This window comes from uncultured Roseovarius sp., assembly GCF_963972555.1.
In the GTDB taxonomy this organism is placed as follows: Bacteria; Pseudomonadota; Alphaproteobacteria; order Rhodobacterales; family Rhodobacteraceae; genus Roseovarius; species Roseovarius mucosus.
In genome coordinates, this window is the sequence record NZ_CAXAUM010000017.1 from 63,831 (window position 1) to 77,142 (window position 13,312).

The window sequence follows — 13,312 nt, forward strand, 5'->3', positions numbered from 1 at the left end:
GGATCGGATATGAACACGTCAGAGGGGCGGCATGAACGAACTGGACTTAATTGTGAAAAAATATTAACAGGAGGAAACCACGCAGAGAGTGCCACGGTGGCCAGACCCGCCCATATCGTCATCATCGAGGATGAGCCCGTCACCCGCACCACGCTGGCGGAGTATCTGACGTCCCATGGCTATACCGTCACCGCCTTCGACAGCGCCGAACGCGCCGAGACGATGCTCGATAGCGACCGCGCCGATCTATTGCTCGTGGACATCACGCTCGATGGCAAGGACGGGCTTCAGATCACCCGCGAACAGCGCGCACGCTCGGATATCGGCATCATCCTCACCACCAGCCTCAGTGACGATGTGGACCGCATCGTCGGGCTGGAACTGGGGGCGGATGATTATGTGTGCAAACCGTTCAATCGCCGCGAATTGCTGGCGCGGATCAAGAACCTCCTGCGCCGGACCGAGGTGCAGCGCCGCCTCTCGCGCCAGACCCTGCGCTTTCACGGTTTCACCTTTGCCTTTGCCACGCGCCAGTTGACCGGCCCCGATGGCCAGCCCATCCGCCTCACCCGCGCCGAATACGAGGTGCTGGCCGAACTCTTGCGCCATCCCGGCGCGGTGCTCAGCCGCGAGCGGTTGATGACCGTGATCACCCACCGCCAAGAGCATCCCGATGCCCGCACGGTCGATGTGATCATCCGCCGCCTGCGCACCAAGCTCGAAGAAGACCCCGGCGCGCCGCGCCTCATCACCACCGCCCATGGCGAAGGCTACGTGTTCACCGCCACCTTGGACTGAGGCATCAGCCCCTCCACAGCCCGCAATAGCGTGGCCCGCGCCGCTGCAATCTCGCCCGGCAGATCGGCCATGCCCACCCGCATCGCCCCCACGTCGCCCGCGCGCGCCGCCTCTTCCACCGCGCGCAACACCGCACTCAGGCCCGGCAGGCTGAAATTGCCCGCCGCGCCCTTCATCCGGTGCGCCACCTTGGCCACGCGCGCGGCATCCTCTGCCGCAACCGCCGCCGCCAGCCCCTGCGCCTCTTCTGCCAGCCCATCAAGATAAAGCCGGATCGCCGCCAATGTCTGCTCCGGCCCCAGATCGGCCAGCATCCCGCCCAGCACATCGCGCGCGCGCCCCGTGACCCGCGCGGCCGACCGCGGCGACAGGAACACGCCGCGCCGCTGCCCGCCTGTCACCTGCGCAATCGCTGCTGCCAGGCGCTCAGGCGATACCGGCTTGGCCACGAAACAATCCATGCCCGCATCCAGTTGCTCCGCCACCTCCTCTTCCTGCACATGCGCGGAAATGCCGATCACCGGCAGGTCCCGCCCCTCGGGCCGCGCTCGCAGCCGCCGCGTGGCCTCGGTGCCCGACAGGCCCGGCAGGTTCACATCCATCAGCACCAGATCGAACCGCTCCCGGCGCAGCCGCTCCAGCGCGTCCTCGGCGCTGCCCGCGCAGACCGCCGTATGCCCCATCCGCTCCAGATAGCTGCGCGCGACCATCTGGTTGACGCTGTGATCCTCGACAATCAGCGCGTGCAGACTGCGCCCCGCCCGCTCCGGCACCCACTCGGGCACGCTCTCGGCCAAGAGCGCCGGATCGGCCAGATCGAAATCCGCCATGAAGGTAAACACCGACCCCACATGCGGCGTGCTCTCGACACTCAGCGCGCCGCCCATCACCTCCGCGAACTTGCGACAGATCGCAAGGCCAAGCCCGGTGCCGCCATAGCGCCGCGCCGTCAGCCCGTCCTCCTGCTCGAAGGCCTCGAAAATGCGCTGCCGCGCCTGCGCCGAAATCCCCTTGCCGGTATCGCTCACCTCAAGGATCAGCGTGACACGCCCCGCCCCTGCGGACCGCACCCGCAGCCGCAAGACCACCTCGCCCTCTTCGGTGAACTTGACCGCGTTCGAGACAAGGTTGAACAGGATCTGCCGCAGCTTGGCCATGTCGCCCATCACCGCCGCAGGCGCATCCTCGGGCAGATCAAGGCATAGCACGATCCCCTTCTCCCGTGCCCCCGGCTCCAGCAGGGTCACGATCAGCTGCATCACCTCCGCCACCGAAAACACCACCCGCTCCAGATGCGCGCCGCTCAATTCGGTCTTGGAATAGCTCAGGATGTCGTTGAGGATCGTAAGCAGGCTCTCGCCCGAGGCCCGCGCCGCGCGCAATTGCTCCAACTGCGCCTCCGCCAACCCCTCTGCCGACAGGCTGCGCAACATTCCCAGAACCCCGTTCATCGGCGTGCGGATCTCATGGCTCATCATGGCCAGGAATTCCGATTTCGCCCGATCCGCCGCCTCCGCCTTTTGCCGCGCCACCGCATGCGCCTCGACCTCACCGCGCAGGGCTTCGGTCTTTTCCGCCACCAACTCCTGCAAGGCATTGCGATGCCGCGCCAATTCCTCCTCGTTGCGCCGCCGCGCCGCCTCCAGACTGCGGTTGGCGATGGCCTGCTGACGAAACACCTCGACGGCGCGCTCCATGCCCGCAATCTCGTCGCTGCCGCGCGGGGCCACGCGCATATCGAGCTGCCCCGCCGCCAGCCGCGTCATCATATCCGACAGGTTGTCCAACCGCCGCGAGATATTGCCGCGCACGTAGAACCACAGCACCGCCAGCGACAGCAAGAGCGCGACACCCGCCGCGCCCGCACTGCGCCACCGCGTCGCCCGGATCACCTCGAGCGAGGCCGCCCCGGCGCGCTGCGCCTCCGCCTGCACCCGGCTCGCCAGATCCGTCACCGCCACATGCAACCCGTCCGCCGACACCCGCAGCGCCGCCTGCGCGCTCTCGATCCGGCCATCGAGCCCCAGAATGCCCTCGGTCAATCCCAATAGGCCCCCCGGCCCCGCCGGATCACTCAGCGTGAGGATCGTGGCCAGCAGCGTCTGCGCCTGCGCCGCCCGCCCCGGATCGCGGATCGCCGCCACCCGCCGCGCGACAATCTCGGTCCGCTCCACCAGCGTCTCCCGGATGGGGACCAGATCGCCCACATCGCTCAGCCCGGCGATCCGGTTGAACAAGAGCCCGATTTCCGCCGTGCGCGAGCGCAATTCAAACATCAACCCCAACTCGAAGAGATCGACCTCGATCAACTTGTCCAGCGTCGCCAGATGCTGCGCCTGCCCCGGTTCGTCGTCATAGAGGTTCGAGATCACCGCCGCCGTGCTCATCTCGGCATTGGCCACCAATGTATCGGCCATGTTGAGCAAGGCCTGCGTCGCCCCAAGCGCGCGGTCCAGCCCCTCGCGCCGCGCCTGCACCAGCGACAGCCGCTGCTTGACCAGCCGGTCAAGCTCTGCAATCCCCGCCTCCATCGCCACCACGGCACGGGTCAACTCGCCACCGCTGCCACCACCATGCTCGGACTGAAACCGGCTCAGATGATCCGAGAGCGCCGCCACCCGCGCGCCCAGATAGGCGGCCCGGTCGCGCCGCGCCGCTTCGTCATCCACCGCCGCCAATTCCGGTGCCACCGTGATGATCGCCGAACTTTCCTCGGTAAAGCGCCGCATGTCCGACAGAACCGGGATCGACCTATCATAAAGCTGCTGTTGCGCCCGCGTCACATCGCGCAGCTCGAACCAGCCAAAGAATCCCGCCAGCGCAGGCAACCCGGCAATCACGAGAAACGCCGCCAACAGACGCGCGCCCAATCCGGTTCTGCTCTTCATCCGGCCCTTCCCGCTCCGCCCATGTTGCAGTCCATCCGCGACAGTCTATAGTAATTTCCGCAGAGGAGTGAGCGTTTCATGCAAAGAATAATCGCCTGTATGCTGGCGCTTCTGGCCCCCCTGCCCCTCGCCGCAGATCCATGGGCGCTGCAAACCCATACCGTGCCCTTCGACTATACCAGCCCGGCGCGCCCGCTCGCCTATCAACCGCTCGACCGCGCCGCCTCGCCCTGGACGATCTGCGTCTCCTATCCCCATCTCAAGGACGCCTATTGGCTCTCGGTCAATTACGGCATGGTCGAAGAGGCCCAGCGCCTCGGCGTGGGCTTTCGTCTGGTCGAGGCGGGCGGTTATCCCAATCTCGACCGCCAGATCGAACAGATCAGCGATTGCGTGGCCCAAGGGGCCGATGCCCTTGTGGTGGGCACCGTGTCCTTCGAGGGGCTGACCCCCACGGTTCAGGCGCTCTCGCAAGAGGTGCCCGTCATCGCCGCCGTCAATGACATCGCCGACCCCGGCATCGCGGCCAAGGCAGCGGTGTCCTGGTACGAGATGGGCGCGATCACCGGCCGCTTCATCGCCGACCGCCACCCACAGGGCAGCGCCCCGGTGCGGCTCGCATGGTTTCCCGGCCCCGAGGGCGCCGGTTGGGTCGGCTTTGTCGAGGCAGGCTTTCGCGACGCCATCGCCAATAGCGCAGCGCAGATCGTGCTGACCAAATATGGCGATACGGGCCGCGAAATTCAGGTGACGCTGGTCGAGGAAACACTCGATAGCGGGATCGAGATCGACTATATCGTCGGCAGCGCCCCCACCGCCGAGGTTGCCGTGTCGATCCTGCGCGCGCGCGGGCTCGAAGGCCGGATCAAGATTGTCTCGGATTACATGAGCCACGCCGTCTTTCGCGGCATCCGCCGGGGCCGCATCCTCGCCGCGCCCACCGATTTCCCGATCATGCAGGGCAAACTCGCCATCGAAATGGCCGTGCGCGCCATCGAGGGCACGCTCGAAACACGCCACGCCGGCCCCCGGATTCAGCTTGTGACCCCCGATATGGTCGGCAATACCGACCTCGCCGAAACGCTGGCCCCCGCCAGCTTTATCCCGGTGTTCGAACTGGACTAGCACGCAACTTGCAGTCATCATGGCGACACGGTCGGACGACGGGGCCAAAGCAGGGACAAGAGCGGGCAGCGCGGCGCAAAACACGCCGCCTCTTGACCCGCCAAATCCTGCTGATCCCGGCGCCGCCGTCGTAATTGGTACGTCCTGGGCAAGAGGCAGAGCATGGCAAAAAGCGCAACGATCAAGAAAGCTGCCGCCCGACCGGCCGCGGCAGAACCGGCCGCCGTGCTCAATCTGCCGATGTCGCGCGGCAATCCCTACCAGCACCTGATCTACGCCGCGACCGAGGCCGGTTTTCGCCCAGAACCTCTGGCCAAGACCGAGATCACCGATCTGCCCCGCCTGCTCGCCGAGGGGCACCGCCTCTTGCACCTGCATTGGGATGACCTGATCTTTGGCCGCTCCCGCGACAGCGCCGCCAATGCCAGCGAGGCCGAGCGCGACTTGGCGGCGCTCGCGGCGTTCAAGGCCGGGGGGGGCCGCATCCTCTGGACCGTGCACAACCGCAGCCCGCATCGCGACATGGACCCCGAGACCTTTCGCGCCGCGCGCGCCCGCGTCGTGGAACTCGCCGATCTGGTGCATGTTCACACCCCCGATGCCGCCCTGCACATGCAGAGCGACTGGGGGGTCGACCCCGCCCGCCTGCGCATCATTCCCCACCCCAGTTATCTTGGCCAATACGAACCCGCCGCCACCAGTCTTGCCCGCGACCTGCCCGAATGCGACGCGCGCGCCTTTCTGTTCTTCGGGGCCTTTCGCGCCAACAAGGGGCTGGACAAGCTGGTCGATACCGCCCGCACGCTGATCCGGCGCGAGACGCCCTTTCACCTTCACCTCTGCGGACGCGCGGCGCGCAGCCATCAAAAGCTCTTTCGCGGCCTCTCCGATGCCCCCGCAATCTCCATCACCGACGAGGCCGTGCCGGATGAGGATGTGGCCGGCATCTTTGCCCGCGCGCAGGTCTTCGTGGCCCCTTTCAGCAATCTCTTCACCTCCGGTTCGGTAATGCTGGCGCAGGGTTTTGGCCTGCCGGTGATCGGCCCCGATACCGACGCGCTGCGCGCCCATGTCGCCCCGGAAAACCACGACCTGCTCTATGATCCCGGCGCGCCGCGCGGCCTTCTGCGGATGATGACCCGGCTGGTCGACATGCCCGATGACGAATTGCGCACCCGCCGCGCGGCGGCCTTTGCCCTCGCCGAGAATCGCGCGCCGTCTCGCATCGCCGCCCAGATGATGCAGGTGCTTGCCGACCTGCGCGACGGCACCGGGGCCAGCCTGCACGCGGTGCAGCCCACCCCCATCGCCCCGCCGCGCAAGACCCCCTCGCCCGAGGCCCGCGCGCAGCAACGGCTCGCCGATCTCACGCGCACTCTGGGTCTCGCTGCCCCCCTGCGCATCCTCGACATCGGGGCCAACCCGATGAACCACGACGCCCCCTACAAAGAGCTTCTGGCCGCCGGTCACGCCCATGTCACCGGGTTTGAACCCCAGCCCGAGGCGCTCGCCGCCCTCAACGCCCGCAAATCCCCGCACGAGACCTATTTCCCCGACGTGGTGGGCGACGGCGAGACCCATCGCCTCAACCTCTACCGTGGCTCTGGTCTGGCCTCGCTCCTCGAAATCCGCCAGCCGACACTTGACCACCTGCTCGGCCTGCGCCGCGCCGCGCGTCCCACAGGCCATGTCGACCTTCCCAGTCGCAAACTCGACGAGATCGACGGCATCGGCCATGTCGATTTCCTCAAGATCGACGTGCAGGGTGCCGAAGCGATGATCTTCACCCACGCCCAAACCGCGCTCTCGCAAACGCTGGCTGTGCAGAGCGAGGTCAATTTCTTTCCCCTCTACGACAACCAGCCCTCCTTCGGCGAGATAGACCGCCTGCTTCAGGCGCACGGGCTGGTGCCGCATTCCTTTCTGCATATCGAGAAACGTCTCCTGCGCTCTCGCTGGCTGGGACGCATCGAGGATGCCACACCGCAGCAGATGCTCGACGGCGACATCCTCTACCTGCGTGATCTCTCCCGCCCCGATACGCTCGACAACGACGCTCTGCGCAAGATCGCGCTGCTTTGCGATACCTGTTACGGCTTCACCGACGTCACCCTGCGCTGCCTCGAACTTCTGGTCGACCGCGGCGAGATCAAGCCGCGCGTCGCCGAACGCTTCATCGACAGCCTCTGACCGCGTCAGCCCACCCGATAGGGCAGAACGCCGCGCTCGTCCGGTGTCACCTGCAGCCGCCGCTCCAGCGGCGGTACTGAACGTTGATGACACTCCGCCCGCTCGCAAATCCGGCAGGAAATGCCGATCGGCTCGAACGCCCGCGCGTGGCTCACATCCAGATCGTCGGCATAGACCAGATCGCCCGCATGCTTCACCTCACAGCCGAGGCCGATCGCGAACCGCCGCACCGGCGCGCCGAAACTGCCCCCCGGTTTCGACACATCGCGCGCAAGGCTGATATAGCGCACCCCGTCCGGCGTCTCCGCCAATTGCCGCAGGAACCGCCCCGGCGTCTCGAAGGCGCGATGCACATTCCAGAGCGGGCAGGCCCCCCCGAACCGCGCGAATTGCAACCGCGTCGCCGAATGGCGCTTTGTGATCGTGCCCGCCTGATCGACCCGCACGAAGAAGAACGGAATCCCCTTGGCCCCCGGCCGCTGCAAGGTCGAGAGGCGGTGACAGACCTGTTCGATAGAGGCCCCGAACCGATGCGCCAAAACCTCCAGATCGTGCCGCACCTCCTGTGCCGCCGCCAGAAACCGGCCATAGGGCATCATCGCCGCCCCCGCGAAATAATTGGCCAGCCCGATCTTGGCGATCGACCGCGCCGCCTCCGACTGAAACCGCGCGAAATCCAGCGTCGCCTCCAGCAACTGATCCTGCGTCACAAGTGCCATCTGCAACAAGAGCTGAAAGCGGCGGCTCTCGGGGGCCGCGCGCGACGACAGCGTCAGAACCCCGGCGGCGCGGTCGTAATGGCGCAATCGCGCCGTGTCCGCCTCGACTACCGTGATGCCCAGCCCCGCAAGGCGCGCGCAGGCCAGATCCGAAATGGGCTGTCCGCCGCCGGCTTCGGCAAACCGCTCTGCGGCATGATCCACCGCATCTATGTAATTGTCGCAATAATGAAAGAAATCGCGCACCTCGTCCCAGGGGCTTGTCTGGTTGCGCGCATCCTCGCGCCCCAGCGCCTCGTCCAGGCTCGCCAACCGCTCGTGGGTCTGGCGATAGGCGCTGTGCAACTCCAGGAACGCCCGCGCCAGCGCCGGCGCATTGGAGGCCGTCAGCCGCAGATCGGCCAGCGGCGGCGGATCGTCGCCAAACACCGGATCGGCCAGCGCCTCGCGCATGTCGCTCACCATCCGCTCGGCATCGCCCGTGCTCAATTCGGTGACGTCGAAGCCGAATTCCTGCGCCAGCGCCAGAACCACCGTCGTGCTCACGGGCCGGTTGTTGTTCTCCATCTGGTTGAGATAGGGCAGCGACACGCCCAGCTTGCCCGCGAAATCCTTTTGCGTCAGGCCCAGTCTCTGCCGCGTCTCGCGCAGCTTGGCCCCGGCATAGAGTTTCTGGATTGCCATGGCGCGCACCCTTTGCAACTTCGCATGCGCGCCAGACTACATTTGCAAAGATGTCTCGACAATCCCCCGCCGCGCGCAGCCCCATGGACAGCGCCGCCACAACCGCTAAGCTGACCCTGACACACAGCATCAAGAGGAGCGCGCGCAGATGCCGGACCCGGCGATCCTTCTCGAATGGGCCGGGTTTGCCGCCCGCTGGCTGCATGTCGTCACCGCCATGGCCTGGATCGGCACCTCCTTTTACTTCATCGCCCTCGATCTCGGGCTGCGCCGCGCGCCCGACCTTCCCCCGGGCACGCAGGGCGAGGAATGGCAAGTGCATGGCGGCGGATTTTACCACATCCGCAAGTATCTTGTGGCACCCGCGCAGATGCCCGACCACCTGACCTGGTTCAAATGGGAGAGTTACGCCACCTGGCTGTCGGGCGCGGCCCTGCTGATGCTGGTCTATTGGGCCTCTGCCGATCTCTTCCTGCTCAGTGCCGACAGCCCGCTCAGCCCGACGCAGGGCATCGTCCTTTCGGCGGGCTCGCTGGGGCTCGGCTGGCTGATCTACGACAATCTCTGCAAGTCGCGGCTTGCCGCGCGGCCCACCCTGCTCATGCTCCTGCTCTTCGCGCTGCTGACCGCGATGGGCTGGGCCTATGCGCAGGTCTTTACCGGCCGCGCCATGATGCTGCATCTCGGCGCCTTCACCGCCACGATCATGACTGCCAATGTCTTTCTCGTCATCATGCCCAACCAGCGCATCGTGGTCGCCGATCTGCGCGCCGGGCGCAGCCCCGAGGCGCGCTATGGCCAGATCGCCAAACTGCGCTCGACCCATAACAATTACCTCACCCTGCCTGTCATCTTCCTGATGCTCTCCAACCATTACCCGCTCGCCTTTGCCACGCCCTACAACTGGCTCATCGCCTCTCTTGTCTTCCTGATGGGCGTCACCATCCGGCATTTCTTCAACACGCTGCACGCCCGGCGCGGGCGGCCCTGGTGGGCCTGGGGCGTGACCGCGCTGATCTTCGCCGCGATCGTCTGGCTCTCGACACTGGGCGCCTCAACCAACGCAGACACTCCGTCGAAAACCGCAAGCCTCAGCCCGGCCCAGCTCCGCCTGACCAAGGCCCCCGGCTTTGACACGGTGCAAGAGATTGTCGCCCTGCGCTGTGCCATGTGCCACGCGGCCGAACCGCTCTGGCCCGGCCTGATCCACGCCCCCAAGGGCGTGATTCTCGAATCCCCGGCCGACCTCGCCCGTCAGGCCCGCGCGCTCTATCTTCATGCCGGGCTCAGCACCGCCATGCCGCCCGCCAATCTCACCGCGATGGAGCCTGCGGAGCGCGCCACCCTCATCGCCTGGTATCAGGCGGGCCGTGCCGCGCCCTGACCTCGTAGCGCGCCGAATCAAGCCCGGCCTTTAACAGGCCGATGTCCCGCAACCGCGCCTGCGCTCTCAGCGCATGATGCTCCATTCGTGCCTGATCCGCCGTCTCCAGCGCCTTCATGTCGCTGACCGAAACAAGGCCCGTCACCGGCACCCCGTTGCGCAGAACCATCACCCGCTGACCGCCCGCGGCCAGATGATCCACCACCCGGCGCAGCAGGGTCCGCACCCGGTTGATCGGCATCTCGTCATACATCGCCCGCCTCATGCCTTGCCTGATCCGACCACCCTGCCAGACAGGGGTTAAGAAATCGTTGCGCCCGGCGCGCGCTGCGCGCAAACCCAATCCGGGACCTTACAAAATCACCTGCAAGACCTTACAAAGCTTACATCAGACCTCAGCCCGGAGCGCGCCCATGAAAATCGCCACCGCCGCCTATCCGCTCGACGCGCTCGCCTCCTGGGCCGATTACCACCGCAAACTCTCCGATTGGGTGGCCGAGGCCGCCGCCAACGGGGCCGATCTCGCCGTTTTTCCCGAATACGGCGCGATGGAACTGGCCACGCTCGCCGGGGCTGAGGCAGCCGGCGATCTCGAACGCTCGCTGCACGCAGTTTCCGACGTGATGTCAGAGGCTTACGATCTGCACGCCGAGCTAGCGACGCGCCACAATCTGCATATCCTGGGGGCCTCCGCCCCGGTCTTTGACCCCGAACTTGGCCCCCGCCCCGTCAACCGCGCCATGCTCTTTACCCCCAACGGCGCGCGCGGCGCGCAGGACAAGCAGATCATGACCCGGTTCGAGCGCGAAGACTGGCATGTCGCCCCCGGCGGCCCCCTGCGCCTCTTTGATACGAGCCTTGGAAAAATTGGCATCCTGATCTGTTACGACAGCGAATTTCCCTTGCTGGGCAAGGCTTTGGCCGATGCCGACCTGATCCTCGTGCCCTCCTGCACCGAGGCGCTGACCGGCTATTCCCGCGTTCGGATCGGTGCCATGGCTCGCGCCCTCGAGATGCAATGCGTGACCGTCATGGCCTCGACCGTGGGCACCGCGGATTGGTCCCCGGCGGTCGATACCAATTGTGGTATGGGTGGCGTCTTTGGACCCCCAGATACAGGGTTTCCGGCCACGGGCGTCCTTGCCGAGGGCACGCTCAACCGCCCCGGCTGGACCTATGCCGATGTCGATCTGGACCGCATCGCCCACGTCCGCGCCGATGGCGTTGTCCTCAACCGCCGCCATTGGGATGACCAACAGGGGCGCGACGTCATGGTCACATCTGAACGACTGCGGTGATTAGACCCTTGAAAACCGCGCAAAACAGGCGCATTTACTAGCGCGTTCCGCAAAACGGCGGGGCGCCACATCAAGGAGAGACCATGGCCAAGGAAGACACGCTCGAATTTCCCGGTGTCGTCAAGGAACTCCTGCCCAACGCGACATTCAGGGTCGAGCTTGAAAACGGCCATGAGATCATCGCACATACGGCAGGCAAAATGCGCAAGAACCGTATCCGCGTTCTCGCGGGCGACAAGGTTCAGGTGGAAATGACCCCCTATGATCTGACCAAGGGTCGGATCAATTACCGCTTCAAGTAAGCGACTGATTTTAAATGCGTTTGATCCTCGGATCCGGCAGCCCGCGCCGGCGCGATCTGCTGGCGCAGATCGGGGTGGTCGCGGATGACACCCGCCCACCCGAGATCGACGAAACCCCCGCCAAGGCCGAATTGCCCCGCCCCTATTGCGCCCGCATGGCGCGGCAAAAGGCGTGGGCCGTTGAGGCCGAGGACGATGACATCGTTCTTTGTGCCGATACCACCGTGGCGCTTGGTCGCCGCATCCTTGGCAAACCGCAAGATATCGGCGAAGCAGCACAATTCCTGCTCGCCCTGTCTGGGCGGCGGCACCGGGTGATCACCGCCGTGGCGGTCCGGCGCGGCGCGCGGATATGGGAGCGGGATGTCGTGACCACCGTGCAGATGAAGCGCCTTTCGGATGAGGAGCTCAACGCCTACCTTGCCACGAACGACTGGCAGGGCAAGGCCGGCGGCTACGCGATCCAAGGCCCCGCAGGCGCGCTAATCCCCTGGATTCAGGGCTCTTTCACCGCTGTCGTCGGACTGCCTCTGGCCGAGACCGCAAACCTCTTGCGCGCCGCAGGTTACCCTCTCTGGAAGGACATCCCATGACCCTGCGCACCATCGCGCTCGACCATCTGAACGGTGCCGAGGCCGCAGCCCTGCTTGTGGGGGGGCGGCTTGAAGACCTGCTGATCGACTCGAATCAGCCGCGCCCCGGTGCCATCTACCGCGCCATCGCCGATCGCCCCGTCAAAGGCCAAGGCGGCATGTTCCTGCGCACACCCGACGGATCCGCTTTTCTGCGCCAGGTCAAGGGTTTGGCCCCCGGTCAACCTCTGCTGGTGCAGGTCACGGGCTATGCTGAACCGGGCAAGGCGCTGCCGGTCACAACCCGGCTTCTCTTCAAAAGCCGCTATGCCATCATCACTCCGGATGCACCGGGCCTCAATATCTCTCGTTCCATCAAGGATGAGAACCTGCGCGATTCCCTCCTTGAAATCGCCCATGCCGAGATGGGCGACAGCCCGATGGGCCTGATCCTCCGCTCCGCCTGCGAGAGCGCCGAGGCCTCTGATATTGCAGAGGATATTCGCGCCATGCGCGATCTGGCCGAGGCCGTGCTCGCCGATGCCACGGGAACCGAGCCCGAAACTCTGACCGAAGGCGAGGGCCCTCATACCCTCGCCTGGCGCGATTGGGTGGACCCGGCGGATGTGCTGACCGATCCGGGCTCCTTTTCCGAAACCGGCGTGCTCGACCAACTCGACGCCTTGCGCGATCCCCTGGTCCCCTTGCCCGGTGGTGCGTCCTTTTACATCGAACCCACCCGCGCGCTTGTGGCCGTGGATGTCAACACCGGCGGCGACGCCAGCCTTGCTGCCGGGCTCAAGGCAAATATCAACATGGCCCGTGACCTGCCGCGCCAATTGCGCCTACGCGGTCTTGGCGGTCAGATTACACTCGACCTCGCCCCCATGCCCAAGAAGGACCGCCGCACCTTCGAATCCGCACTCCGCGCCGCCTTGCGTCAGGACACGACCGAAACCACCCTTGCGGGCTGGACGCCCTTGGGCCACTTTGAATTACAACGCAAACGCGATCGCCAGCCCCTTACGGACCTGCTCAAGTGACCTGCCCGATCTGCCAGAAAAAGACCGATCCCAGCTATCGCCCCTTCTGCTCGCGGCGTTGCGCTGATGTGGATTTGGGCAAATGGTTTGGCGGCGATTACGCCGTGCCCTCCACCGATCCCGCTGATCTCGAAGAGGCTCTCGACGCTCTGGATCAAGAGCTGAAAAAACCCCATTGATTTTTACTCATACCCTCTGGACACCCCGCCCGCGCTCGCCTAGAACGCATCCACCCGAAGGCTCAGCCTTCTCCCATGCCCGGGTAGCTCAGGGGTAGAGCAGTGGATTGAAAATCCTCGTGTCGGTGGT

General features: G+C 65.7%; 12 protein-coding genes. 9 read left to right on the forward strand and 3 right to left on the reverse strand.

Annotated features, from left to right (window positions below):
- The first annotated feature begins 96 nt into the window (after window positions 1–96).
- A complete protein-coding gene (locus tag AACZ65_RS14835) occupies window positions 97–798 on the forward strand; it encodes a response regulator (RefSeq protein ID WP_339672121.1) in 702 nt (233 codons plus the stop codon).
- Here AACZ65_RS14835 and AACZ65_RS14840 read toward each other — a convergent pair.
- Window positions 771–3,686 carry an ATP-binding protein gene (locus AACZ65_RS14840; protein WP_339672123.1) on the reverse strand — a complete coding sequence of 972 codons (2,916 nt, stop codon included), beginning with the start codon at window positions 3,684–3,686 and terminating at the stop codon, window positions 771–773. The two genes, AACZ65_RS14835 and AACZ65_RS14840, sit on opposite strands and share 28 nt — an antisense overlap.
- Before the next feature lie 78 nt (window positions 3,687–3,764).
- On the opposite strand from AACZ65_RS14840, the gene torT reads away from it, so the two are divergent.
- Together torT and AACZ65_RS14850 are read left to right on the forward strand one after the other, a co-directional pair.
- On the forward strand, window positions 3,765–4,811 hold the full coding sequence (gene torT / locus AACZ65_RS14845) for a TMAO reductase system periplasmic protein TorT (RefSeq protein WP_339672125.1): 1,047 nt from the start codon (window positions 3,765–3,767) through the stop codon (window positions 4,809–4,811).
- 162 nt (window positions 4,812–4,973) lie between these two features.
- Window positions 4,974–7,001 carry an FkbM family methyltransferase gene (locus tag AACZ65_RS14850; RefSeq protein WP_339672127.1) on the forward strand — a complete coding sequence of 676 codons (2,028 nt, stop codon included), beginning with the start codon at window positions 4,974–4,976 and terminating at the stop codon, window positions 6,999–7,001.
- Window positions 7,002–7,006: 5 nt separating this feature from the next.
- Here the strand turns inward: AACZ65_RS14850 and AACZ65_RS14855 are convergent, their stop codons facing one another.
- The gene (locus tag AACZ65_RS14855) at window positions 7,007–8,404 is read right to left on the reverse strand and encodes a short-chain fatty acyl-CoA regulator family protein (protein WP_339672129.1); all 1,398 of its coding nucleotides are present in this window, start codon (window positions 8,402–8,404) and stop codon (window positions 7,007–7,009) included.
- Window positions 8,405–8,552: 148 nt separating this feature from the next.
- Between AACZ65_RS14855 and AACZ65_RS14860 the strand changes: the two genes are divergently transcribed.
- Window positions 8,553–9,788 (forward strand): urate hydroxylase PuuD, encoded by a 1,236-nt coding sequence (locus tag AACZ65_RS14860; protein WP_339672130.1) that lies wholly within the window; start codon window positions 8,553–8,555, stop codon window positions 9,786–9,788.
- Here AACZ65_RS14860 and AACZ65_RS14865 read toward each other — a convergent pair.
- Window positions 9,751–10,053, reverse strand: coding sequence for a hypothetical protein (locus AACZ65_RS14865; RefSeq protein ID WP_339672131.1), 303 nt, complete (start codon window positions 10,051–10,053; stop codon window positions 9,751–9,753). The two genes, AACZ65_RS14860 and AACZ65_RS14865, sit on opposite strands and share 38 nt — an antisense overlap.
- Window positions 10,054–10,201: 148 nt before the next feature.
- On the opposite strand from AACZ65_RS14865, the gene AACZ65_RS14870 reads away from it, so the two are divergent.
- From AACZ65_RS14870 to yacG, 5 genes are all read left to right on the forward strand, one after another.
- Window positions 10,202–11,086, forward strand: coding sequence for a carbon-nitrogen hydrolase family protein (locus tag AACZ65_RS14870; protein WP_339672133.1), 885 nt, complete (start codon window positions 10,202–10,204; stop codon window positions 11,084–11,086).
- A gap of 83 nt (window positions 11,087–11,169) precedes the next feature.
- Window positions 11,170–11,388 carry a translation initiation factor IF-1 gene (gene infA / locus AACZ65_RS14875; protein WP_005978431.1) on the forward strand — a complete coding sequence of 73 codons (219 nt, stop codon included), beginning with the start codon at window positions 11,170–11,172 and terminating at the stop codon, window positions 11,386–11,388.
- A 14-nt stretch (window positions 11,389–11,402) separates the two neighbouring features.
- Window positions 11,403–11,981 carry a Maf family protein gene (locus tag AACZ65_RS14880; protein WP_339672134.1) on the forward strand — a complete coding sequence of 193 codons (579 nt, stop codon included), beginning with the start codon at window positions 11,403–11,405 and terminating at the stop codon, window positions 11,979–11,981.
- Window positions 11,978–13,003, forward strand: a complete 1,026-nt coding sequence (locus AACZ65_RS14885; protein ID WP_339672135.1) for a ribonuclease E/G — start codon at window positions 11,978–11,980, stop codon at window positions 13,001–13,003. The genes AACZ65_RS14880 and AACZ65_RS14885 overlap by 4 nt, the downstream gene beginning before the upstream one ends.
- Entirely contained in the window at window positions 13,000–13,182 is a 183-nt protein-coding gene (gene yacG / locus AACZ65_RS14890; RefSeq protein WP_037273309.1) for a DNA gyrase inhibitor YacG, read from the forward strand. Before AACZ65_RS14885 ends, yacG begins: the two co-directional genes overlap by 4 nt.
- Window positions 13,183–13,312 lie beyond the last annotated feature (130 nt).

Coding starts and splice junctions, on each gene's coding strand:
- AACZ65_RS14885 (WP_339672135.1), top strand. CDS start 11,978: ATGACCCTGCGCACCATCGCGCTCGACCATCTGAACGGTGCCGAGGCC.
- AACZ65_RS14850 (WP_339672127.1), top strand. CDS start 4,974: ATGGCAAAAAGCGCAACGATCAAGAAAGCTGCCGCCCGACCGGCCGCG.
- infA (WP_005978431.1), top strand. CDS start 11,170: ATGGCCAAGGAAGACACGCTCGAATTTCCCGGTGTCGTCAAGGAACTC.
- torT (WP_339672125.1), top strand. CDS start 3,765: ATGCAAAGAATAATCGCCTGTATGCTGGCGCTTCTGGCCCCCCTGCCC.
- AACZ65_RS14865 (WP_339672131.1), bottom strand. CDS start 10,053: ATGAGGCGGGCGATGTATGACGAGATGCCGATCAACCGGGTGCGGACC.
- AACZ65_RS14860 (WP_339672130.1), top strand. CDS start 8,553: ATGCCGGACCCGGCGATCCTTCTCGAATGGGCCGGGTTTGCCGCCCGC.
- AACZ65_RS14840 (WP_339672123.1), bottom strand. CDS start 3,686: ATGAAGAGCAGAACCGGATTGGGCGCGCGTCTGTTGGCGGCGTTTCTC.
- AACZ65_RS14870 (WP_339672133.1), top strand. CDS start 10,202: ATGAAAATCGCCACCGCCGCCTATCCGCTCGACGCGCTCGCCTCCTGG.
- AACZ65_RS14855 (WP_339672129.1), bottom strand. CDS start 8,404: ATGGCAATCCAGAAACTCTATGCCGGGGCCAAGCTGCGCGAGACGCGG.
- AACZ65_RS14880 (WP_339672134.1), top strand. CDS start 11,403: ATGCGTTTGATCCTCGGATCCGGCAGCCCGCGCCGGCGCGATCTGCTG.